Consider the following 21,916-nt stretch of genomic DNA (forward strand, 5'->3'; position numbering starts at 1 on the left):
ATATCCACAGAAAAGGTGAATAAAATCGCCTTGCTTGCCCTTCTTCTGTTTATAACTCGGCCTTTAACTGTGAGTTATTCAATTGTTATTAGAATATCGCACCCTTAACAGAGTGGTTTACCGCCCCTCAGGAGTGTGAAACAATCGTTTGTATATAAGGTTTATGTTGAGGTAGTCCGGTGATTGATGACGATGGCTACCGCCCGAATGTAGGGATAGTAATTTGTAACCGCCAGGGGCAGGTCATGTGGGCCCGGCGATTTGGTCAGCACTCCTGGCAATTCCCACAAGGTGGGATCAATGCAGGAGAGACAGCAGAGCAGGCGATGTACCGGGAACTCTTTGAAGAAGTGGGTCTCAGTCGTAAAGATGTACGGATCCTTGCTTCTACTCGTAACTGGTTGCGTTACAAGTTACCGAAACGTTTGGTGCGTTGGGACACGAAGCCGGTTTGTATCGGCCAGAAACAAAAATGGTTTCTTCTGCAATTGGTCAGTAGCGATGCTGAAATCAATATGCAAACCAGCAGTACACCTGAGTTCGACGGCTGGCGCTGGGTGAGTTACTGGTATCCGGTTCGACAGGTGGTGTCATTTAAACGCGATGTCTATCGCAGGGTGATGAAAGAATTCGCAAGTGTTGTCATGACGCTTCAGGAGAGCACTCCTAAACCGCAAAGCGCACCTGCGTACAGACGTAAAAGAGGTTAAGCTACGCAAATTATGCTCACCCGCCTGCGCGAAATAGTCGAAAAGGTGGCCAGTGCTCCGCGTCTGAACGAAGCGCTGAATATACTGGTTACCGACATCTGTCTTGCGATGGATACCGAGGTCTGCTCGGTCTATCTGGCCGATCACGATCGACGTTGTTATTACCTCATGGCGACCCGGGGACTAAAAAAACCACGTGGTCGCACTGTCGCACTCGCGTTTGATGAAGGTATCGTTGGCCTGGTTGGCAGGCTGGCGGAACCTATCAACCTCGCCGATGCGCAAAAACATCCCAGCTTTAAATACATTCCTTCGGTAAAAGAAGAGCGTTTTCGTGCATTCTTAGGCGTACCGATCATTCAGCGTCGCCAGCTTTTAGGTGTGCTGGTGGTGCAGCAGCGTGAGCTGCGTCAGTACGATGAAAGTGAAGAGTCTTTCCTCGTCACGCTCGCCACGCAAATGGCGGCCATACTTTCGCAGTCGCAGCTAAACGCGCTGTTCGGTCAATACCGTCAAACACGTATCCGTGCGCTGCCTGCCGCTCCCGGTGTGGCAATAGCCGAAGGTTGGCAGGATGCGACGCTGCCGCTGATGGAACAGGTCTACCAGGCTTCAACGCTGGATCCAGTGCTTGAACGCGAGCGACTGACTGGTGCGCTGGAAGAGGCGGCGAACGAATTCCGCCGCTACAGCAAGCGTTTTACCGCTGGGGCGCAGAAAGAAACGGCGGCGATCTTTGATCTTTACTCGCACTTGCTTTCCGATACCCGTCTGCGCCGCGAGCTGTTTGCGGAAGTGGATAACGGTTCGGTGGCCGAGTGGGCGGTTAAAACGATCATCGAAAAGTTTGCCGAACAGTTCGCCGCGCTGAGCGATAACTACCTCAAAGAGCGGGCCGGAGATTTACGCGCGCTGGGCCAGCGTCTGCTGTTCCACCTTGATGACTCTATCCAGGGGCCGAATGCCTGGCCGGAACGCTTTGTGCTGGTGGCGGATGAACTTTCAGCAACCACGCTGGCGGAGCTTCCTCAGGACCGGTTAGTTGGCGTGGTTGTCCGGGACGGCGCAGCCAACTCTCATGCGGCAATTATGGTGCGTGCGCTGGGTATCCCTACCGTTATGGGGGCCGATATCCAGCCGTCGGTGCTGCATCGCCGTACGCTGGTGGTGGACGGTTATCGCGGTGAACTGCTGGTCGATCCGGAACCGGTATTGATCCAGGAATACCAGCGTCTTATCAGTGAAGAAATTGAGCTGAGCCGCCTGGCGGAAGACGACGTCAACCAGCCAGCACAGCTGAAAAGCGGCGAGCGCGTGAAGGTGATGCTCAATGCGGGTCTCAGCCCGGAACATGAAGAAAAGCTGGGTAGCCGAATCGACGGCATTGGCCTCTATCGCACCGAAATCCCGTTCATGCTGCAAAGCGGATTTCCTTCGGAAGAAGAACAGGTTGCGCAGTATCAGGGGATGCTGCAAATGTTTAACGACAAGCCGGTGACCCTGCGTACGCTGGATGTCGGCGCCGATAAACAGCTGCCCTATATGCCGATCAGTGAAGAGAACCCGTGCCTTGGCTGGCGAGGGATCCGCATAACGCTCGATCAGCCGGAGATCTTTTTGATCCAGGTTCGCGCTATGCTGCGTGCGAATGCGGCAACCGGAAACCTGAGCATTTTGCTGCCGATGGTAACCAGCATCGATGAAGTGGACGAAGCGCGACGTTTGATTGAACGCGCCGGACGCGAAGTGGAGGAGATGATCGGTTACGAGATCCCGAAACCGCGCATTGGCATCATGTTGGAAGTTCCGTCGATGGTGTTCATGCTGCCGCATCTGACAAACCGGATAGACTTTATATCGGTCGGAACCAACGACCTTACCCAGTACATACTGGCCGTCGATCGTAACAACACACGGGTAGCCAGCATTTATGACAGCCTGCATCCGGGGATGTTGCGTGCGCTGGCGATGATTGCGCAGGAAGCCGAAAGAAGCGGTATCGATTTGCGCCTGTGTGGTGAAATGGCGGGCGACCCGATGTGCGTGGCTATTCTGATCGGTCTCGGTTTCCGTCATTTGTCGATGAACGGTCGTTCTGTCGCTCGCGTAAAATATCTGCTGCGTCATATCGATTTTGATGAGGCGCAAACGCTGGCGCAGCGCAGCCTGGAGGCACAGATGGCAACAGAAGTACGCCATCAGGTAGCGGCCTTCATGGAGCGTCGTGGCATGGGGGGCTTGATTCGCGGGGGATTGTAGGTCTGACAAGCGTAGCGCTATCAGGTATTACGGGGGATAGAGATTACCTATACAGATCTTTTACATCTTCCCGGCATCCGCTTCTAACCCCTTGTGCTATCATTCGCACCTTTGGAGCGCCTGCATTATGCAGGCGCGCTTATCAATTGCTGTCTGACTTCAGCGAAATAACAAGAACTTGTGGTGACAGATGACCAGTAGCTATCTGCATTTTCCGGATTTCGATCCGGTCATTTTCTCAATCGGACCCGTCGCGCTTCACTGGTACGGCTTAATGTATTTGGTGGGGTTTATTTTCGCGATGTGGCTGGCGACGCGCCGCGCGAATCGTCCGGGCAGTGGCTGGACCAAAAATGAAGTAGAAAACTTACTGTATGCGGGCTTCCTCGGGGTTTTCCTCGGTGGGCGTATTGGTTACGTACTGTTCTATAACTTCCCGTTATTCCTCGATAATCCCCTGTATCTGTTCCGCGTCTGGGACGGCGGTATGTCCTTCCACGGTGGACTTATCGGTGTGATCCTGGTGATGATTATCTTCGCCAAACGCACTAAGCGTTCGTTCTTCCAGGTTTCTGATTTCATTGCCCCGCTGATTCCGTTTGGCCTGGGTGCTGGGCGTCTGGGCAACTTTATCAACGGTGAGCTGTGGGGACGCGTTGACCCGAACTTCAAGTACGCCATGCTGTTCCCGGGCTCCCGTACCGAAGATATTTTACTGCTGCAAACTAACCCGCAATGGCAGTCTATTTTTGATACCTACGGCTCGCTGCCACGCCACGCCTCACAGCTTTATGAGATGGCGCTGGAAGGCGTTGTGCTGTTTATCATTCTGAACTTGTACATTCGCAAACCACGCCCGATGGGTTCGGTATCCGGTCTGTTCCTGATTGGTTATGGCGCGTTTCGTATTATTGTTGAATTCTTCCGCCAGCCGGATGCGCAGTTTACCGGCACCTGGGTACAGTACATCAGCATGGGGCAGATCCTCTCTATCCCGATGATTGTCGCAGGCATTATTATGATGGTTTGGGCGTACCGCCGCAGCCCACAGCAACACGTTTCCTGAGGAACCATGAAACAGTATTTAGAACTGATGCAAAAAGTGCTGGATGAAGGCACACAGAAAAACGACCGCACCGGAACCGGAACGCTTTCCATTTTTGGTCATCAGATGCGTTTTAATCTGCAGGAAGGGTTCCCGCTGGTTACGACTAAACGCTGCCATTTACGCTCGATCATTCATGAGTTGCTGTGGTTCTTGCAGGGCGATACTAACGTTGCCTACCTGCATGAAAACAACGTCTCAATCTGGGACGAATGGGCGGATGAAAATGGTAATTTAGGCCCGGTTTATGGCAAACAATGGCGCGCGTGGCCTACGCCAGATGGTCGCCATATCGACCAGATCACCACCGTGCTAAACCAGCTGAAAAATGATCCGGACTCTCGTCGCATCATCGTTTCCGCATGGAACGTCGGTGAGCTGGATAAAATGGCGCTGGCACCGTGCCATGCGTTCTTCCAGTTCTACGTGGCGGATGGCAAGCTCTCCTGCCAGCTGTATCAGCGTTCGTGCGATGTGTTCCTCGGCCTGCCGTTTAACATTGCCAGCTACGCTTTGCTGGTACACATGATGGCGCAGCAGTGCGATCTGGAAGTGGGTGATTTTGTCTGGACCGGCGGCGACACGCACCTGTACAGCAACCATATGGATCAAACGCATCTGCAGCTTAGCCGTGAACCTCGCGCGCTGCCGAAACTGGTTATCAAACGTAAGCCTGAATCAATCTTTGACTATCGCTTCGAAGACTTCGAAATTGAAGGCTACGATCCGCACCCGGGTATTAAAGCGCCGGTAGCTATCTAACCTGTTTCAGGCTGTCACAACCGACGCCCATGAGCGTCGGTTTTTTTTGTCTCAAATCGCGTTTTTCGGCGTGGATTCCTGAAATATTGCAACGGCCTGTAACGCGCTAAATATTCCCCATAGCTCGCCGTAGAAACCGAATTTCCCGCTCGTTATTCATTTTCCTCACGCCATACTGGCGACATGAAAAAACAACAAGGTTACACGCTTCTCGAAACTCTGATTGCGATGCTGATTGTCGCGGCGCTTGGTGCATCTGGGCTGTATGGTTGGCAGCGCTGGCAGCAACAGCAGCGGCTGTGGCAGACAGCCTGCCAGGTGCGGGACTACCTGCTGCAACTGCGTGAAGATGCTAACTGGCGTAACCGCGATCACGTGATAAGCGTGATTCGGGATGGCACATCATGGTGTTTTGTCAGCTCTGCGGCTTCGCAAACCACGTGTCGACCCGTTTCGTCTTTGGTTTTTACACCGCCCTGGGATGACGTCGAAATGGCAGAGATAACACCTTCACTGGCCTTTTTTGGACTGCGCAATACGGCATGGGCCGGACATATACGCCTGAAAAATACGGCAGGGGAATGGCGCGTGGTGGTGTCTGGCTGGGGACGAATCAGGCTTTGCGAGCGCGATGAGGCCAGATTATGTCAGTAAACGAACGGGGATTTTCACTGCTGGAGATGCTCATTGCCATGGCGATTAGCAGTATTTTATTGCTTAGCTCAGCGCGATTTTTACCGGCGCTACAGCGAGAGATTCTGCGTAACACCCGCCAGTTAGTACTGGAAGATGAAATATGGCAGCGGGTCTACACCGTGGCGAAGCATCTTCAGCGGGCGGGGTATTGCCGGGGAAACTGTGTCGGAGAGGGACTGGTGATATCGGCTAAGGGAGACTGTGTTATTGCCCGCTGGGATGCCAACAGCAATGGCGTTTGGGAAAGCAGTCCCGTGAAAGAGGCTGATTCTATTGGGTTTCGTTTACAGGACAAGGTGTTGGAAACCGTGCGTGGAGCCACCGGCTGCACTGGCAAAGGATGGGAGAAAATGACCGATCCGGCCACGATGAAGATTGAGGCATTCCAGGTTGAAAGGCTGAATTTCAGCGGATATTCCCCGCTTCTTACGCTGCGTTTGCGTGGAGTGAGCAATGACCAACCACAAAAAGTTGTTGAAGCGATCTACAGCGTTACGGGATTCAACCTATGAACCGTGAGAGAGGCGTATCCTCTCTGACAATGGTCCTGTTGCTGCTGGTGCTCGGTAGTCTGCTGCTGCAAGGCGTTAGCAGACAGGAGGCCAGTTTTGCTGCGCGTGTGGTCACACAAAGTCAGGCGCTGCAGCGTCAGGCGGTAGTGCAATCCGCGATGGAATGGGGGCGTACGCAGCCCTGGCGCTTACAACCCGCCGTACAGTGTCGGCGCGTTCCTACGCAGGATGCCGCGGTTTGCCTGCGTCTGCTTACCAATAATTTTGTGCTGCTTATTGCCCACTATGAAGAGATATCGTTATGGCGTCAGGGGGCGGTTATTGATGGCAACATAGAATTCTCGGCGCGTGGCTGGAGCGATTTTTGTCCGCTAAAGGAGCAGACGTTATGCCAGATCCCCTGAACAGACAGCGTGGCTTTAGTCTGCCGGAAGTGATGCTGGCAATGGTACTAATGGTAATGATTGTGACCGCGTTGTCAGGATATCAGCGGGTGCTAATGAACAGCTTTATCATCAGAAACCAGTATCAGCAACTCTGGCGCCACGCCTGGCAGCAAACCCAGCTGTACCCGTTTTCATCGCCTGTGAACTGGCAGGTTAACCGAATGCAGACAACGAGAGCGGGATGTGTCAGCATCAACGTTATAATTTCTTCACCCCTCGGCAGGCAGGGTCAGATGACGCGTCTGCATTGCCCGAATCGTCAGTAGTCAGGAGTCGCTATGTTAAGGGTCTACCACTCCAACCGTCTGGATGTGCTGGAAGCGTTAATGGAATTTATCGTTGAGCGCGAGCGGCTGGACGACCCCTTTGAGCCTGAGATGATCCTGGTTCAAAGTACCGGTATGGCGCAGTGGCTACAAATGACTCTTGCACAGAAGTTTAGTATTGCCGCCAATATCGATTTTCCGCTGCCCGCGAGTTTTATCTGGGATATGTTTGTGCGCGTGCTGCCGGATATCCCGAAAGAGAGTGCGTTCAGCAAACAGAGCATGAGCTGGAAGTTGATGACGCTGTTGCCACAATTGCTGGATAGCGATGACTTCGCATTGCTACGCCACTATCTGACGGACGACACTGATAAACGTAAGCTTTTTCAGCTTTCCTCGCGCGCGGCTGACCTTTTCGACCAGTATTTAGTCTACCGCCCTGACTGGTTGACCCAGTGGGAAGCGGGGCGACAGGTTGAGGGACTTGGCGAGTCTCAGGCCTGGCAGGCACCGTTGTGGAAAGCGCTGGTGGAATACACCGCGGAATTGGGCCAGCCGCGCTGGCATCGTGCCAATTTATACCAACGATTTATTCAGACGTTGGAAAACGCGTCCGAGTGCCCGCAGGGACTGCCTTCTCGCGTCTTTATTTGCGGTATTTCGGCGCTGCCGCCGGTTTATTTGCAGGCATTGCAGGCACTGGGTAAGCACATTGATATTCATCTGCTGTTTACCAACCCTTGTCGCTACTACTGGGGGGATATTAAAGATCCTGCCTGGCTGGCGAAGCTGATGGCACGTCAGCGTCGGCACAGCTTTGAAGAACGGCATCTGCCGCTGTTTCGTGATAATCAGAAAGCCGAAGGATTATTTAACAGCGATGGCGAACAGGATGTGGGTAACCCGATGCTGGCCTCGTGGGGCAAGCTGGGGCGTGATTACATTTATTTGCTTTCGGAGCTGGAAAACAGTCAGGAACTGGATGCGTTTGTCGACATTACACCTGACAACCTTTTGCATAATATTCAATCAGATATTCTGGAACTCGAAAGTCATGCCGTAGCGGGCGTTACGCTGGAAGAATATTCCCGTAGCGACAATAAACGACGGCTTGAGCTGAACGACACCAGCGTGACTTTCCATGTCTGCCATAGCCCACAGCGCGAGGTGGAAATTCTTCATGACCGGCTGTTGGCCATGCTGGAAGCGGACCCAACGCTGACGCCGCGCGATATTATCGTGATGGTGGCGGACATCGACAGCTACAGCCCATTCATTCAGTCGGTCTTTGGTAGCGCGCCAGCCGAGCGTTACATACCTTATGCAATATCTGACCGTCGGGCACGCCAGTCTCATCCCGTCTTACAGGCCTTTATCAGCCTGCTGTCGCTGCCGGATAGCCGTTTTGTCTCAGAGGATGTCCTGGCGTTACTGGATGTTCCCGTGCTGGCGGCGCGTTTCAACATTGATGAAGAAGGGTTGCGCTATCTTCGCTTATGGGTCAATGAATCCGGGATTCGTTGGGGAATTGACGACGATAACGTGCGTGAACTGGAACTTCCACCTACAGGTCAGCATACCTGGCAATTTGGTTTAACGCGTATGCTGCTCGGCTACGCGATGGAAAGCTCGCAGGGCGAGTGGCAATCGGTATTGCCTTACGATGAGTCCAGCGGCCTGATTGCCGAGCTGGTAGGGCATCTGGCCTCGCTGCTGATGCAGCTTAATCTCTGGCGTAGGGGGCTAGCGCAGGAACGACCGCTGGAAGAGTGGCTACCCGTTTGTCGGGAAATGCTTAATGATTTCTTCCTACCGGACGCGGACACCGAAGCGGCGATGACGCTGATTGAACAGCAGTGGCAGGCCATTATTACCGAAGGTTTAGGGGCTGAGTACGGCGATGCTATACCGCTCTCTCTGTTGCGTGATGAGCTAGCCCAGCGCCTTGACCAGGAACGCATCAGCCAGCGCTTCCTGGCGGGGCCCGTTAACATTTGTACGCTGATGCCGATGCGCTCCATTCCGTTCAAAGTGGTGTGCCTGCTGGGTATGAACGATGGGGTTTATCCGCGTCAACTTGCGCCGCTGGGCTTTGATTTAATGAGCCAAAAACCGATGCGAGGTGACCGCAGTCGTCGCGATGATGACCGCTATTTGTTCCTCGAAGCATTAATCTCAGCACAGCAGACGCTCTACATCAGCTACATTGGCCGCTCTATTCAGGATAACAGCGAGCGCTTCCCGTCGGTGCTGGTGCAAGAACTGATGGACTACATTGGACAAAGCCATTATCTGCCGGGCGATGAATCGTTGACCTGCGATCAAAGCGAGGCAAGGGTAAAAGCGCACATTACCCGTTTGCATACCCGTATGCCCTTTGATGCACAAAACTATTTGCCGGGCGAACAGCAAAGCTATGCCCGGGAATGGCTGCCTGCGGCGAGTCTGTCAGGAAAAGCGCACACGGATTTTGTGCAGCCTCTTCCCTTTGAAATGCCAGAAACGCTAACGCTGGAAACGCTGCAGCGGTTTTGGGCACATCCGGTACGCGCCTTTTTCCAGATGCGTTTAAGGGTCAACTTCCGCTCTGAAGAGAGTGAGATCCCGGATACGGAACCTTTCATTCTTGAAGGGTTGACCCGCTACCAGCTTAATCAGCAATTGCTTAATACGCTGGTTGAAGAGAACGATGCTGAACGACTGTTCCGCCGTTTTCGTGCGGCGGGCGCGCTACCCTATGGGCCGTTTGGCGAAATTCTGTGGGATACGCAACGTCAGGAAATGCAGTCGCTGGCTGAACGCATTATCGCCTGTCGTCAGTCCTGTCAGAGCATGGAAATCGATCTTAACTGTCACGGCGTGCAAATCACCGGCTGGCTGCCGCAGGTGCAAGAGGATGGTTTGTTGCGCTGGCGCCCATCTTTGATAAGCATTGCGCAGGGTGTGCAACTTTGGCTGGAACATCTTGTCTATTGTGCCAGTGGCGGTAGGGGAGAGAGCCGATTGTTCCTGCGTAAAGACGGAGAATGGCGTTTTCCGCCGCTGGATGCAGAACAGGCGTTGCTGTACCTGTCGCAACTCATTGAGGGGTATCGGGAAGGCATGTCGTCACCGTTGATGGTATTACCCGAAAGCGGTGGTGCATGGATAAAAACCTGTTATGACGCCGCAAATGATGCAATGTTAGATGACGATGCAACGTTGCAAAAAGCGCGCAGTAAGTTTCTGCAAGCCTATGAAGGCAACATGATGGTACGTGGCGAAGGTGATGATATCTGGTATCAGCGTCTTTGGCGTCAACTGGATGCTGATACTCAGGAGGCTATTGTTTTACAGTCTCAGCGCTACCTGTTACCGATTTTTCGCTTTAATCAGTCATGATGATTGTATAAAAATTGCGCAATTTGATGGCTTCCACTATGATGCGCATTCTGTCACGGACTGATTCTTACAAAGAGAAGATGCTGGCTCGTTCAGCACAGAGTCTTGCCCTGTTCAGACCACGTATTCATACGTGCTTTGCAGTGAACAGGTGAATACGTTAATGATGAGGTTTGTGAATGCCCCGCAGCACCTGGTTCAGCGCATTACTGTTGTTCGTCGCCCTTTGGGTTCCCGTAAGTCAGGCAGATACCGGTTGGCAGCCTTTAGCTGAAACCATCCGTAAAAGCGATAAAGACACCCGTCAGTATCAGGCCGTGCGCCTTGATAACGGCATGGTTGTGCTGCTGGTATCCGATCCTCAGGCCGTGAAATCCCTTTCTGCACTGGTAGTCCCCGTGGGCTCGCTGGAAGATCCGGACGATCATCAGGGGCTGGCGCACTATCTCGAACACATGTGTCTGATGGGCTCGAAAAAATACCCACAGCCGGACAGCCTGGCTGAATTCCTGAAAATGCACGGCGGTAGCCACAATGCCAGTACTGCGCCTTATCGTACGGCCTTCTATCTTGAAGTCGAAAACGACGCGCTGGTGGGGGCGGTAGATCGCCTGGCGGATGCTATTGCCGATCCATTGCTGGATAAAAAATATGCCGACCGCGAGCGTAACGCGGTTAACTCCGAGCTGACGCTGGCGCGTACCCGAGACGGGATGCGTATGGCGCAGGTGAGCGCTGAGACCATCAACCCGGCGCACCCTGGCTCGCGTTTCTCTGGCGGGAATCTCGAGACATTAAGCGATAAACCGGGCAACCCGGTGGTGCAGGCATTACAAAAATTTCATGAAAAGTACTACTCTGCTAACCTGATGAAGGCGGTGATTTATAGCAATAAACCGCTGCCAGAGCTGGCGCGGATAGCGGCTGACACCTTTGGGCGCGTACCGAACAGGAATATCGCAAAGCCTGAAATTACCGTACCGGTCGTCACTGATGCGCAAAAGGGCATCATCATCCACTATGTTCCGGCAATGCCGCGTAAAGTATTGCGCGTCGAGTTTCGTATCGATAACAACAGCGCGCAGTTCCGCAGTAAAACCGATGAACTGGTGACCTACCTGATTGGCAATCGTAGCCAGGGCACGTTGTCTGACTGGCTGCAAAAGCAGGGCCTGGTTGAGGGTATTCGCGCGGACTCCGATCCGGTGGTCAACGGGAACAGCGGCGTATTAGCCATTTCCGCGACGTTAACCGACAAGGGGCTGGCGAACCGCGATGAAGTTGTCGCGGCAATCTTTAGCTACCTCAATTTGTTACGCGAGAAAGGTGTCGATAAACGCTATTTTGACGAGCTGGCGCACGTGCTGGATCTCGATTTCCGTTATCCCTCCATCACCCGTGATATGGACTACGTGGAATGGCTGGCTGATACTATGATCCGCGTTCCCGTCGAGCATACGCTGGATGCGGTGAATATTGCTGACCAGTACGATGCGAAAGCCGTTGAGCAACGTCTGGCAATGATGACGCCGCAGAATGCGCGTATCTGGTATATCAGCGCGAAAGAGCCGCATAATAAAACCGCTTATTTTGTCGATGCGCCTTACCAGGTGGATAAAATCAGCGACAAAACCTTTGACGACTGGCAGCAAAAAGCGCAGGGCATTGCGCTGTCGTTACCGGAGTTGAACCCCTACATTCCGGATGATTTCACGCTGATTAAGACGGATAAAAAATACGCTCATCCTGAGCTGATCGTTGATGAGCCGGATTTACGTGTGGTGTATGCCCCGAGCCAGTATTTTGCCAGCGAGCCAAAGGCTGACGTCAGCGTGATCCTGCGTAATCCGAAAGCCATGGACAGCGCCCGCAACCAGGTCTTATTCGCACTTAACGATTACCTGGCAGGGATTGCGCTCGATCAGTTAAGTAACCAGGCATCGGTAGGTGGAATTGGTTTCTCTACCAACGCTAACAATGGGTTGATGCTTAACGCCAACGGCTACACCCAACGTTTGCCGCAGCTTTTTCAGGCGCTGTTGAGCGGCTATTTCAGCTACACCTCAACGGACGAACAGCTGGAACAGGCGAAATCCTGGTATGCCCAGATGATGGATTCCGCAGAAAAGGGTAAAGCTTACGATCAGGCTATTATGCCGGTGCAGATGCTTTCTCAGGTGCGGTACTTCTCCCGCGACGAGCGCCGTAAACTGCTGCCTTCCATCACCCTGAAAGAGGTGATGACCTACCGCGACGCCTTAAAAACCGGTGCGCGACCTGAATTCCTGGTCATTGGCAATATGAGCGAAGCTCAGACGACGAGCATGGCGCGGGATATCCAAAAACAGCTAGGTGCGAACGGGTCACAGTGGTGTCGCAACAAAGATGTGGTTGTGGACAAGAAGCAGTCCGTCATCTTTGAAAAAGCAGGCAGCAGCACGGATTCAGCGCTGGCCGCGGTATTTGTGCCAACCGGATACGATGAATACGCCAGTTCAGCCTACAGCGCTATGTTAGGTCAGATTGTTCAGCCGTGGTTCTATAATCAGCTGCGTACTGAAGAACAGTTAGGCTACGCCGTATTTGCATTCCCAATGAGCGTTGGCCGTCAGTGGGGAATGGGGTTCCTGCTGCAAAGCAGTGATAAGCAGCCGTCTTACCTCTGGGAGCGTTATAAAGCGTTCTTCCCGACGGCGGAAGCGAAGCTGCGGGCGATGAAACCTGAAGAGTTTGCGCAAATTCAGCAGGCGATTATTGCGCAAATGCTGCAGGCGCCGCAAACGCTGGGGGCAGAAGCCTCACAGTTAAGCAAAGATTTTGATCGCGGCAATATGCGCTTCGATTCACGTGATAAAATAGTGGCTCAGATTAAACTGCTGACGCCGCAAAAACTTGCCGACTTCTTCCATCAGGCGGTGGTTGAGCCGCAAGGCATGGCGATATTGTCACAGGTTTCCGGCAGTCAGAATGGGAAAGCAGAATATGTGCACCCGGAAGGCTGGAAAGTGTGGCAGACCGTCAGCGCGTTGCAGCAAACCTTACCCCTGATGAGTGATAAGAATGAATGATGCCGCTGAGTCCCTTGATCCACTGTGCTTGCCCCTGACGGGCGAGCGTCTGATTGAAGCCTCTGCGGGCACCGGTAAAACCTTTACCATCGCCGCCCTGTATTTACGTTTACTGCTTGGACTGGGCGGCTCTGCCGCCTTTCCTCGTCCTCTGACCGTCGAAGAACTGCTGGTGGTCACCTTCACCGAGGCGGCTACCGAAGAGTTGCGTGGTCGAATTCGTAGCAATATTCATGAACTGCGAATTGCCTGCCTGCGTGAAACCACCGACAACCCGCTATATGCCCGTTTGTTAGATGAAATTGCCGATAAAAAACAGGCCGCGCAGTGGCTGCTATTGGCTGAAAGACAGATGGATGAAGCGGCGGTGTTTACCATCCACGGCTTTTGTCAGCGTATGCTCAGTCTCAACGCCTTTGAGTCAGGCATGCTGTTCGAACAGCAGCTGATAGAAGATGAATCGCTGCTGCGCTATCAGGCTTGCGCGGACTTCTGGCGTCGGCACTGCTACCCGCTGCCCCGCGACATTGCGCAGGTGGTTTTTGAAACGTGGAAAGGACCGCAAGCGCTGTTGAGAGATATCGATCGCTATCTGCAGGGGGAAGCGCCGGTTATCAAGGCCCCACCGTCTGATGATGAAACGCTGGCCTCCCGGCATGAACAAATTCTCGCACGCATTAACCAGATCAAGCAGCAATGGCGTGATTCTGTTGATGAGCTGGATGGCCTGATGGAAGCCTCCGGAATTGACCGGCGTAAATTTAATCGCGGTAATCAGGGCAAGTGGATCGAAAAGATCAGCGCGTGGGCGCAGGAAGAAACACAAAGTTACCAGCTTCCTGACGCGCTGGAGAAATTCTCACAGCGTTTTCTGGAAGAGCGCACCAAAGCGGGTGGGATAACCCCTCAGCACCCGCTGTTTGTCGCTATTGATGAACTGCTTAGCGAACCGTTAACTCTCCGCGATCTGGTGATCACCCGGGCGCTGGCGGAGATCCGCTCGGCAGTTGCCGAGGAAAAACGTCGCCGCGGCGAGCTGGGTTTTGACGATATGCTCAGCCGTCTGGATGCGGCGTTGCGCAGTGAAAGCGGCGATGCGCTGGCGACGGCTATTCGTACTCGTTTTCCAGTCGCCATGATCGATGAATTCCAGGATACCGATCCACAGCAGTACCGTATTTTTCGTCGGATCTGGCAGCATCAGCCGGATACCGCACTGCTGCTAATTGGTGATCCGAAACAGGCAATTTACGCGTTTCGCGGCGCGGATATCTTCACCTATATGAAGGCGCGCAGCGAAGTCAGCGCACACTATACGCTCGATACCAACTGGCGTTCGGCCCCCGGCATGGTCAATAGCGTGAATACGCTTTTCAGCCAGATGGACGACGCCTTTATGTTCCGCGAAATCCCTTTCAGCCCGGTAAAATCCGCAGAAAAAAACCAGGGGTTACGGTTTGTTTTACGCGGCGAAACGCAGCCCGCTATGAGTATGTGGCTGATGGAAGGAGAAAGTTGCGGCGTAGGCGATTATCAGAGCTACATGGCGCAGGTGTGCGCCACGCAAATTCGCGACTGGCTTAAGGCCGGGCATTCTGGCGCAGCGCAACTGGTAAGTGGCAAAGCATCCAGCCCGGTACGCGCGTCGGACATTAGCGTATTGGTTCGTAGCCGCCAGGAGGCGGCGCTGGTCCGTGATGCACTGACGCAACTGGCCATTCCCTCTGTCTACCTCTCCAACCGTGACAGCGTATTTGAAACGCTGGAAGCACAGGAGTTGCTGTGGGTACTGCAGGCGGTGATGACGCCGGAGCGTGAGAACACGCTGCGTAGCGCGCTGGCAACGTCAATGATGGGGCTGAATGCGCAGGATCTTGAAGCGTTAAATAACGACGAAAATGCCTGGGATGCGGTGGTCGAAGAGTTCGATGGCTATCGTCAGATCTGGCATAAACGCGGCGTGATGCCGATGCTGCGTGCGCTGATGACAGCTCGCCAGATTGCGGAGAACCTGCTGGCGACGGCGGGAGGCGAACGTCGACTGACCGACATTTTACATATCAGCGAACTGTTGCAGGAAGCGGGCTCGCAGCTGGAAAGCGAGCATGCGCTGGTGCGCTGGTTGTCCCAGCATATTCTTGAACCCGACAGCAACGCGTCAAGCCAGCAGCTCAGGCTGGAAAGCGACAAGCATCTGGTCAAAATCGTCACCATCCATAAATCGAAAGGGCTGGAATATCCGCTGGTCTGGCTGCCGTTTATCACCAATTTCCGCGTCCAGGATCAAGCTTTCTATCACGATCGCAGCTCTTTTGAAGCGGTGCTGGATCTCAGCGATGCCGAGGAGAGCGTTGAGCTAGCCGAAGCAGAGCGTCTGGCGGAAGACCTGCGTTTGCTGTATGTCGCGCTAACCCGTTCGGTATGGCACTGCAGCCTTGGCGTTGCGCCGTTGGTACGACGTCGGGGCGATAAAAAAGGGGATACCGATGTGCATCAGAGCGCCCTTGGTCGCCTGTTGCAAAAAGGCGAGCCGATGGATGCCGTGGGTCTGCGTAGCGCGATTGAAGCGCTTTGCAGCAACGATATTGCTTGCCAGACCCCCGCGCAGCCTGACGGTGAACCCTGGCAGGTTGCGCAGGCTGTTAGCAGCGAACTGAGTGCAAAAATACTGCAGCGTAAGCCCGGTGATAGCTGGCGCGTGACCAGTTATTCCGGTCTGCAACAGCGTGGACAGGGTATCGCGCAGGATCTGATCCCACGACTGGATATCGATGCCGCAGGCGTCGGTGAGGTTATTGAAGAATCAGGACTTACACCGCATCAGTTCCCGCGCGGCGCTTCGCCAGGTACGTTCTTGCATAGCCTGTTTGAAGATCTCGATTTTACGCAACCGGTGGATCCGCATTGGGTCGAGGAGCAACTGGCGTTGGGCGGTTATGACGCACACTGGACGCCGGTTTTGACCGAATGGCTGGACGCCATTTTGCAGGCGCCTCTCAACGAGACGGGCGTGAGTTTGAGCCAGCTATCCGCGCGTGAAAAACAGGTGGAGATGGAGTTTTATCTGCCGATTTCGCAGCCGTTAATGGCCAACCAGCTTGATGCGTTAATTTGCCAATACGATCCGCTCTCGGCGGGGTGCCCTGCGTTGGACTTTATGCAGGTTCGCGGCATGCTGAAAGGCTTTATTGACCTGGTATTCCGCCACCAGGGGCGTTATTACCTGCTCGATTACAAATCGAACTGGCTGGGCGAAGACAGCTCTGCCTATACGCAGCAGGCGATGGCCTCTGCCATGCAGGCGCATCGCTACGACCTTCAATACCAACTTTATACCCTCGCGCTGCATCGCTACTTACGCCATCGTATTGCTGATTACGATTATGAACGCCATTTTGGCGGCGTTATCTATCTCTTCCTGCGCGGCGTTGACAGTGAAAATCCGCAGCAGGGAATTTACGCGACCCGACCTGACGGAGAGTTGATTGCATTGATGGACGAGATGTTTGCCGGTGCGGTGCAGGAGACGATGTTATGACAATCCAGAAACGATTTCTGGAGGCTGTTGAGCAAAAACAGCTCCGGCCTCTGGATGCTCAGTTCGCGCTGGCGGTTGCCGGAAGTGACAACCCAGCTGTTGCGCTGGCTGCGGCGTTGCTCAGCCGTGAAGCGGGAGAAGGGCACGTCTGCTTACCGCTATCACGGTTATCTCTGAGCGAGGACGCGCATCCTCTGTTAAGCGCCTGGCTCGCTGAAACGGGCGAGCCTGAAGACTGGGCGGAATGTCTGCTGGCTTCCAGTGCGGTAAGCCGTGGCGAGCAACCTACGCCGCTAGTGCTGTACGGCGATCGCCTGTATCTGAACCGGATGTGGCATAACGAACGTACGGTAGCTCGCTTTTTTAGTGAAGTGAACCACGCCATTGAAGTGGATGAACAACGGCTGACCCACACGCTGGCATCGCTGTTCCCATCCTCTGAGGAGGTTAACTGGCAAAAAGTGGCCGCTGCTGTCGCGCTGACCCGCCGGATATCGGTGATCTCCGGCGGACCGGGGACGGGAAAAACGACAACGGTTGCAAGGCTGCTGGCGGCGTTGATTCAAATGGCAGACGGTGAGCGCTGTCGTATTCGACTGGCGGCGCCAACGGGAAAAGCGGCTGCGCGCCTGACCTCCTCACTAGGAGCGGCGCTACGAGAGCTACCGCTAACCGACGAGCAAAAGAAACGCATCCCCGATGACGCCAGTACGCTGCATCGATTATTAGGCGCTCAGCCTGGCAGTCAGCGTCTGCGTCACCACGCGGGAAACCCGCTGCATCTGGATGTGCTGGTGGTGGATGAAGCCTCGATGATCGATTTGCCGATGATGTCGCGCCTTATCGATGCGCTGCCGCCGCACGGGCGGGTGATTTTTCTGGGCGATCGCGACCAGCTCGCTTCCGTCGAAGCGGGGGCGGTGCTGGGGGATATCTGTGCTTTCGTCGGTGACGGGTTTACCCCGGAACGCGCCCGCCAGCTCAGTCGCCTGACCGGAAGCGCTATTCCGGCAGGTACGGGAACTCAGGCTGCTGCTCTGCGCGACAGTCTGTGCCTGCTGCAAAAGAGCTACCGTTTCGGCAGCGATTCCGGAATCGGTCAGTTGGCCGCTGCGATTAATTGCGGCGATAAATCTGCGATAAAAACGATTTTCCAGCAGGGATTTAGCGACATCGAAAAACGCACTCTACACAGCAGCGAGGATTACGCCGCGATGCTGGATGAGGCGCTGGCGGGTTATGGGCATTACCTGGATTTGCTGCGCGAGGCCGCAGAGCCGGGAGCTGTCATTCAGGCCTTCAATGAGTATCAACTGCTATGCGCCCTGCGGGAAGGTCCGTTTGGCGTTAGTGGTTTGAATGAACGCATTGAGCAGGTGATGGCGCAAAAACGTAAAATACATCGTTCGATGCATAGCCGCTGGTATGAGGGAAGGCCGGTGATGATCGCGCGCAATGACAGTTCGCTGGGATTATTTAACGGTGATATCGGCATTGCCCTCGACCGTGGACAGGGCCTGAGAGTGTGGTTTGCGTTGCCGGATGGTTCTATCAAATCGGTGCAGCCCAGCCGCTTGCCTGAACATGAAACCACCTGGGCGATGACGGTGCACAAATCGCAGGGATCTGAGTTTGACCACGCGGCGTTGATTTTACCCAGCCAGCATTCACCCGTGGTTACCCGCGAGCTGGTCTATACCGCCGTTACCCGCGCGCGTCGCCGCCTGTCGCTGTATGCCGATGAGCAGATATTGAGCCGCGCCATTGCCACCCGCACTGAACGTCGCAGCGGACTGTCAGCATTATTTAATGACGGCATGATGTAGATGTAGGCCGGATAAGGCTGTTATGCCGCATCCGGCAACCACTCCTATGCCAAATCCGCCATCAGCACTTTTGACCGCCGCTGATAGTTGTACATCTCTTTCTTGCTTTCCGGCAGCAGGTCGATATCCACCGGCGTGAAGCCGCGCTCCTGGAACCAGTGGATGCTGCGTGTGGTTAACACAAACAGCTTGCTCAACCCCATTTGCCGGGCCTGCGCGGCGATTCGTTCCAGCAACACTTCCCCGCGTGACGAGCTACGGTAGTCCGGATGCACTGCCACGCACGCCATTTCGCCAATTCTCTCTTCCGGGAAAGGGTACAGAGCGGCACAGGCGATGGTCAGGTTATCACGCTGAATAATCGTGAATTTGTCGATCTCCATTTCCAACTGCTCGCGCGAGCGGCGAACCAGAATACCTTGCTGCTCCAGCGGGCGGATAAGCTCCAGAATCCCGCCGATATCGTTAATGGTAGCGCGACGGATCTGCTCGGCGCTTTCCATCACGATCTGCGTACCGATCCCGTCGCGGGAGAACAGTTCCTGCAGCAATGCACCATCTTCCTGATAGCTGATCAGATGGCAGCGGCGTACGCCACTGCGACAGGCCTTCACTGCCCCACGCAGGAAGCGCACCGTGCCGGAGCTGTAATCGCCTTTCTCTTCCTGCAACTCAACGCGAGCCTGAGCTTCGTTAGGAAACAGCTCGGAAATAATATCGCCGTCATCGTTGGTGACACCCTGAGAGGAGCAAAAGCCGATCATTTTCTCGGCCTTCAGTTTGATAGCCAACTGCGTGGCGACCTCTTCTGACGTCAGGTTAAAGCTCTCACCGGTGACGGAAACGGCAACCGGGCCCATCAGCACAATTGCGCCGCTGTCTAACTGGCGGTGAATGGCATCTTCATCAATACGACGAATACGCCCGCTATGGCAGTAATCTACGCCGTCATCAACGCCCAGCGGCTGAGAGATAATAAAATTACCGCTGACCACATTGATGTGAGCACCCTGCAATGGCGTATTATTTAGGCTCATCGACAGGCGGGCGGTAATATCAAGCTGAAGTAAACCCGCAGCCTGTTTGACCAGCTCCAGCGTTTTAGCGTCGGTAACGCGCGTATTTTTGTGGTACACCGGCTCATGATGATGCGCCGCAAGATTGGCATCAATCTGCGGTCGTGCGCCATAGACCACGACCAGGCGGATGCCGAGGCTATGAAGAAGACCAATGTCATTGACGATACTGGAAAAGTTTTCATGCTCGATGGCTTCGCCGCCCAGCATAATGACAAACGTTTTTCCCCGATGGGTATTGATATAGGGAACAGAATGGCGGAATCCCTGTACCAGTTCGGTTCTACGCTCCTTCACCACGGCACACCCTCATTGCATGATTATTCGTAATTTGTGTATTTTTATTCTGTTTTTGCGCTGTGCGCAAGCGTAATTTTTACCCATGCCGAAGATTTTTCTCAGTAATGCCGTGAATATAAAAAGAATGTTTACCCTTTTATAGATGACAGATTATGCGTCATTCGCTAAAGTTTCCGGTCAATTCGGACGTTTTACGTATTACCTCTAAAAAAGATTTCTTTGCTCGGGAGAAGCATGTCGGGATCCAATTCAGCAATCAGTCGCCGCCGTTTATTGAAAGGTGCGGGTGCTATGTGGCTTTTGAGCGTCAGCCAGGTGGGTCTGGCGGCCGTGAGTCAGGTCGTTGCCGTCCGTATCTGGCCTGCGTCCAGCTACACTCGCGTCACGGTAGAATCTAACCGTCTGCTGAAATACAAACAGTTTGCCCTGAGTAATCCTGAGCGTGTGGTTGTGGATATTGAAGACGTTAATTTGAACTCGGTGCTCAAGGGCATTGGGACGCAGATTCGTCCTGACGATCCGTATATTAAGTCTGCGCGCGTTGGCCAGTTTGATCCAAAGACCGTGCGGATGGTGTTCGAGCTGAAACAGAATGTGAAGCCGCAACTTTTCGCGCTGGCTCCGGTGGCAGGCTTTAAAGAACGTCTGGTGATGGATCTCTATCCCGCGAATGCCCAGGACGTTCAGGACCCGCTGCTGGCATTGCTGGAAGATTACAACAAGGGCGATCTGGATAAACAGGTGCCACCTGCACAAAGTGGCCCACAGCCGGGTAAAGCGGGGCGCGATCGTCCCATTGTCATTATGCTGGATCCGGGCCACGGCGGAGAAGACTCCGGTGCGGTGGGGAAATACAAGACGCGTGAAAAGGATGTGGTGCTGCAGATTGCCCGCCGCCTGCGAGCCCTCATAGAGAAAGAGGGCAACATGAAGGTCTTTATGACACGAAATGAAGATATCTTCATTCCGCTTAAAGTCCGCGTGGCGAAAGCGCAGAAGCAGCGTGCTGACCTGTTTGTCTCTATTCACGCCGATGCCTTTACCAGTCGACAACCCAGCGGTTCGTCGGTGTTTGCGCTCTCGACCAAAGGCGCGACAAGTACCGCCGCTAAATATCTGGCGCAGACCCAGAACGCTTCGGATCTCATTGGTGGCGTCAGTAAGAGCGGTGACCGCTACGTCGACCACACCATGTTCGATATGGTGCAGTCGCTGACCATCGCCGACAGCCTGAAGTTTGGTAAAGCGGTATTGAACAAGCTTGGCAAAATCAACAATCTGCACAAGAATCAGGTTGAACAGGCCGGGTTTGCGGTACTAAAAGCGCCAGATATCCCGTCTATTCTGGTCGAAACGGCATTTATCAGTAACGTTGAGGAAGAGCGTAAACTCAAAACGGCGACCTTCCAGCAGGAAGTTGCAGAGTCGATTCTGGCAGGGATTAAAGCCTACTTTGCCGATGGGGCGACGCTGGCGAGAAGGGGATAACAAAAAAGCGCTGAAAAGCGCTTTTTTTATGGGCAACAGAAACAAAAAAACACCCGTTAAGGTGTTTAATGTGTTGGTTGCGGGGGCCGGATTTGAACCGACGACCTTCGGGTTATGAGCCCGACGAGCTACCAGGCTGCTCCACCCCGCGTCACCGTACTGCTTATATTTTATCAAATTTGATTGGTTGCGGGGGCCGGATTTGAACCGACGACCTTCGGGTTATGAGCCCGACGAGCTACCAGGCTGCTCCACCCCGCGTCACCGTACTGCTTATACTTCATCAAATTTTAATTGGTTGCGGGGGCCAGATTTGAACTGACGACCTTCGGGTTATGAGCCCGACGAGCTACCAGGCTGCTCCACCCCGCGTCCGTGGATGCGCACTATACTCTGCTCGCATTTTCATGCAACCCTTTTTTCACCTTGATCACGTTTTTAGGGTGAAAATGAACAAAAACAACGCATTCTGGATTATTTTTT

The 21,916-nt window shown here is 54.0% G+C and carries 14 protein-coding genes and 3 tRNA genes; 13 read left to right on the top strand and 4 right to left on the bottom strand.

The genetic code is table 11. The features are described 5' to 3' along the window. Window positions 1-179 precede the first annotated feature (179 nt). The 12 genes from rppH to recD all read left to right on the top strand — a co-directional run bounded on the left by rppH (window position 180) and on the right by recD (window position 18,569). Window positions 180-710 carry an RNA pyrophosphohydrolase gene (rppH, locus tag OGX94_RS08160; protein ID WP_257662061.1) on the top strand — a complete coding sequence of 177 codons (531 nt, stop codon included), beginning with the start codon at window positions 180-182 and terminating at the stop codon, window positions 708-710. Between the two features lie 12 nt (window positions 711-722). Further along, entirely contained in the window at window positions 723-2,969 is a 2,247-nt protein-coding gene (gene ptsP / locus OGX94_RS08165; protein WP_003825604.1) for a phosphoenolpyruvate--protein phosphotransferase, read from the top strand. A gap of 190 nt (window positions 2,970-3,159) precedes the next feature. Further along, a complete protein-coding gene (gene lgt, locus OGX94_RS08170; RefSeq protein WP_003825606.1) occupies window positions 3,160-4,035 on the top strand; it encodes a prolipoprotein diacylglyceryl transferase in 876 nt (291 codons plus the stop codon). 6 nt (window positions 4,036-4,041) lie between these two features. Then, window positions 4,042-4,836, top strand: a complete 795-nt coding sequence (gene thyA, locus OGX94_RS08175) for a thymidylate synthase (RefSeq protein ID WP_003033990.1) — start codon at window positions 4,042-4,044, stop codon at window positions 4,834-4,836. Window positions 4,837-5,019: 183 nt separating this feature from the next. Continuing rightward, window positions 5,020-5,490 (top strand): prepilin peptidase-dependent protein, encoded by a 471-nt coding sequence (locus OGX94_RS08180; protein ID WP_126956637.1) that lies wholly within the window; start codon window positions 5,020-5,022, stop codon window positions 5,488-5,490. Continuing rightward, window positions 5,481-6,044 (top strand): prepilin peptidase-dependent protein, encoded by a 564-nt coding sequence (locus OGX94_RS08185; protein ID WP_003825611.1) that lies wholly within the window; start codon window positions 5,481-5,483, stop codon window positions 6,042-6,044. Before OGX94_RS08180 ends, OGX94_RS08185 begins: the two co-directional genes overlap by 10 nt. Continuing rightward, the gene (locus OGX94_RS08190) at window positions 6,041-6,448 is read left to right on the top strand and encodes a DUF2509 family protein (RefSeq protein WP_003825615.1); all 408 of its coding nucleotides are present in this window, start codon (window positions 6,041-6,043) and stop codon (window positions 6,446-6,448) included. Before OGX94_RS08185 ends, OGX94_RS08190 begins: the two co-directional genes overlap by 4 nt. Next, entirely contained in the window at window positions 6,433-6,756 is a 324-nt protein-coding gene (locus OGX94_RS08195; RefSeq protein ID WP_003825617.1) for a prepilin-type N-terminal cleavage/methylation domain-containing protein, read from the top strand. Before OGX94_RS08190 ends, OGX94_RS08195 begins: the two co-directional genes overlap by 16 nt. A gap of 12 nt (window positions 6,757-6,768) precedes the next feature. After that, window positions 6,769-10,137: an exodeoxyribonuclease V subunit gamma gene (gene recC / locus OGX94_RS08200; protein WP_191222199.1), complete on the top strand. Its 3,369-nt coding sequence runs from the start codon at window positions 6,769-6,771 to the stop codon at window positions 10,135-10,137. Between the two features lie 179 nt (window positions 10,138-10,316). Then, entirely contained in the window at window positions 10,317-13,205 is a 2,889-nt protein-coding gene (gene ptrA, locus OGX94_RS08205) for a pitrilysin (protein ID WP_257662060.1), read from the top strand. Next, a complete protein-coding gene (gene recB, locus OGX94_RS08210; protein WP_003825623.1) occupies window positions 13,198-16,743 on the top strand; it encodes an exodeoxyribonuclease V subunit beta in 3,546 nt (1,181 codons plus the stop codon). The genes ptrA and recB overlap by 8 nt, the downstream gene beginning before the upstream one ends. After that, the gene (gene recD, locus OGX94_RS08215; RefSeq protein WP_257662058.1) at window positions 16,740-18,569 is read left to right on the top strand and encodes an exodeoxyribonuclease V subunit alpha; all 1,830 of its coding nucleotides are present in this window, start codon (window positions 16,740-16,742) and stop codon (window positions 18,567-18,569) included. The genes recB and recD overlap by 4 nt, the downstream gene beginning before the upstream one ends. Window positions 18,570-18,613: 44 nt before the next feature. Here recD and argA read toward each other — a convergent pair whose 3' ends face one another. Then, complete coding sequence (argA, locus tag OGX94_RS08220) at window positions 18,614-19,945, bottom strand: amino-acid N-acetyltransferase (protein ID WP_003034012.1); 1,332 nt, start codon at window positions 19,943-19,945, stop codon at window positions 18,614-18,616. Between the two features lie 234 nt (window positions 19,946-20,179). On the opposite strand from argA, the gene amiC reads away from it, so the two are divergent. Next, entirely contained in the window at window positions 20,180-21,433 is a 1,254-nt protein-coding gene (gene amiC / locus OGX94_RS08225) for an N-acetylmuramoyl-L-alanine amidase AmiC (protein WP_003034016.1), read from the top strand. Between the two features lie 74 nt (window positions 21,434-21,507). Here amiC and OGX94_RS08230 read toward each other — a convergent pair. The 3 genes from OGX94_RS08230 to OGX94_RS08240 form a co-directional block, all read right to left on the bottom strand. Next, window positions 21,508-21,584, bottom strand: a tRNA-Met gene (locus OGX94_RS08230). Between the two features lie 33 nt (window positions 21,585-21,617). Then, window positions 21,618-21,694 (bottom strand) — tRNA-Met (locus OGX94_RS08235). A 34-nt stretch (window positions 21,695-21,728) separates the two neighbouring features. Next, window positions 21,729-21,805, bottom strand: a tRNA-Met gene (locus OGX94_RS08240). Between the last annotated feature and the right edge of the window lie 111 nt (window positions 21,806-21,916).

This window comes from Citrobacter sp. Cpo037, from assembly GCF_030332945.1.
Taxonomy (GTDB): Bacteria; Pseudomonadota; Gammaproteobacteria; order Enterobacterales; family Enterobacteriaceae; genus Citrobacter; species Citrobacter portucalensis.

Excerpts from the sequence above, each read along its gene's own strand:
- ptsP (WP_003825604.1), top strand. The coding sequence starts at position 723 with ATGCTCACCCGCCTGCGCGAAATAGTCGAAAAGGTGGCCAGTGCTCCG.
- lgt (WP_003825606.1), top strand. The coding sequence starts at position 3,160 with ATGACCAGTAGCTATCTGCATTTTCCGGATTTCGATCCGGTCATTTTC.
- thyA (WP_003033990.1), top strand. The coding sequence starts at position 4,042 with ATGAAACAGTATTTAGAACTGATGCAAAAAGTGCTGGATGAAGGCACA.
- OGX94_RS08180 (WP_126956637.1), top strand. The coding sequence starts at position 5,020 with ATGAAAAAACAACAAGGTTACACGCTTCTCGAAACTCTGATTGCGATG.
- OGX94_RS08185 (WP_003825611.1), top strand. The coding sequence starts at position 5,481 with ATGTCAGTAAACGAACGGGGATTTTCACTGCTGGAGATGCTCATTGCC.
- OGX94_RS08190 (WP_003825615.1), top strand. The coding sequence starts at position 6,041 with ATGAACCGTGAGAGAGGCGTATCCTCTCTGACAATGGTCCTGTTGCTG.
- OGX94_RS08195 (WP_003825617.1), top strand. The coding sequence starts at position 6,433 with ATGCCAGATCCCCTGAACAGACAGCGTGGCTTTAGTCTGCCGGAAGTG.
- recC (WP_191222199.1), top strand. The coding sequence starts at position 6,769 with ATGTTAAGGGTCTACCACTCCAACCGTCTGGATGTGCTGGAAGCGTTA.
- ptrA (WP_257662060.1), top strand. The coding sequence starts at position 10,317 with ATGCCCCGCAGCACCTGGTTCAGCGCATTACTGTTGTTCGTCGCCCTT.
- recB (WP_003825623.1), top strand. The coding sequence starts at position 13,198 with ATGAATGATGCCGCTGAGTCCCTTGATCCACTGTGCTTGCCCCTGACG.
- recD (WP_257662058.1), top strand. The coding sequence starts at position 16,740 with ATGACAATCCAGAAACGATTTCTGGAGGCTGTTGAGCAAAAACAGCTC.
- amiC (WP_003034016.1), top strand. The coding sequence starts at position 20,180 with ATGTCGGGATCCAATTCAGCAATCAGTCGCCGCCGTTTATTGAAAGGT.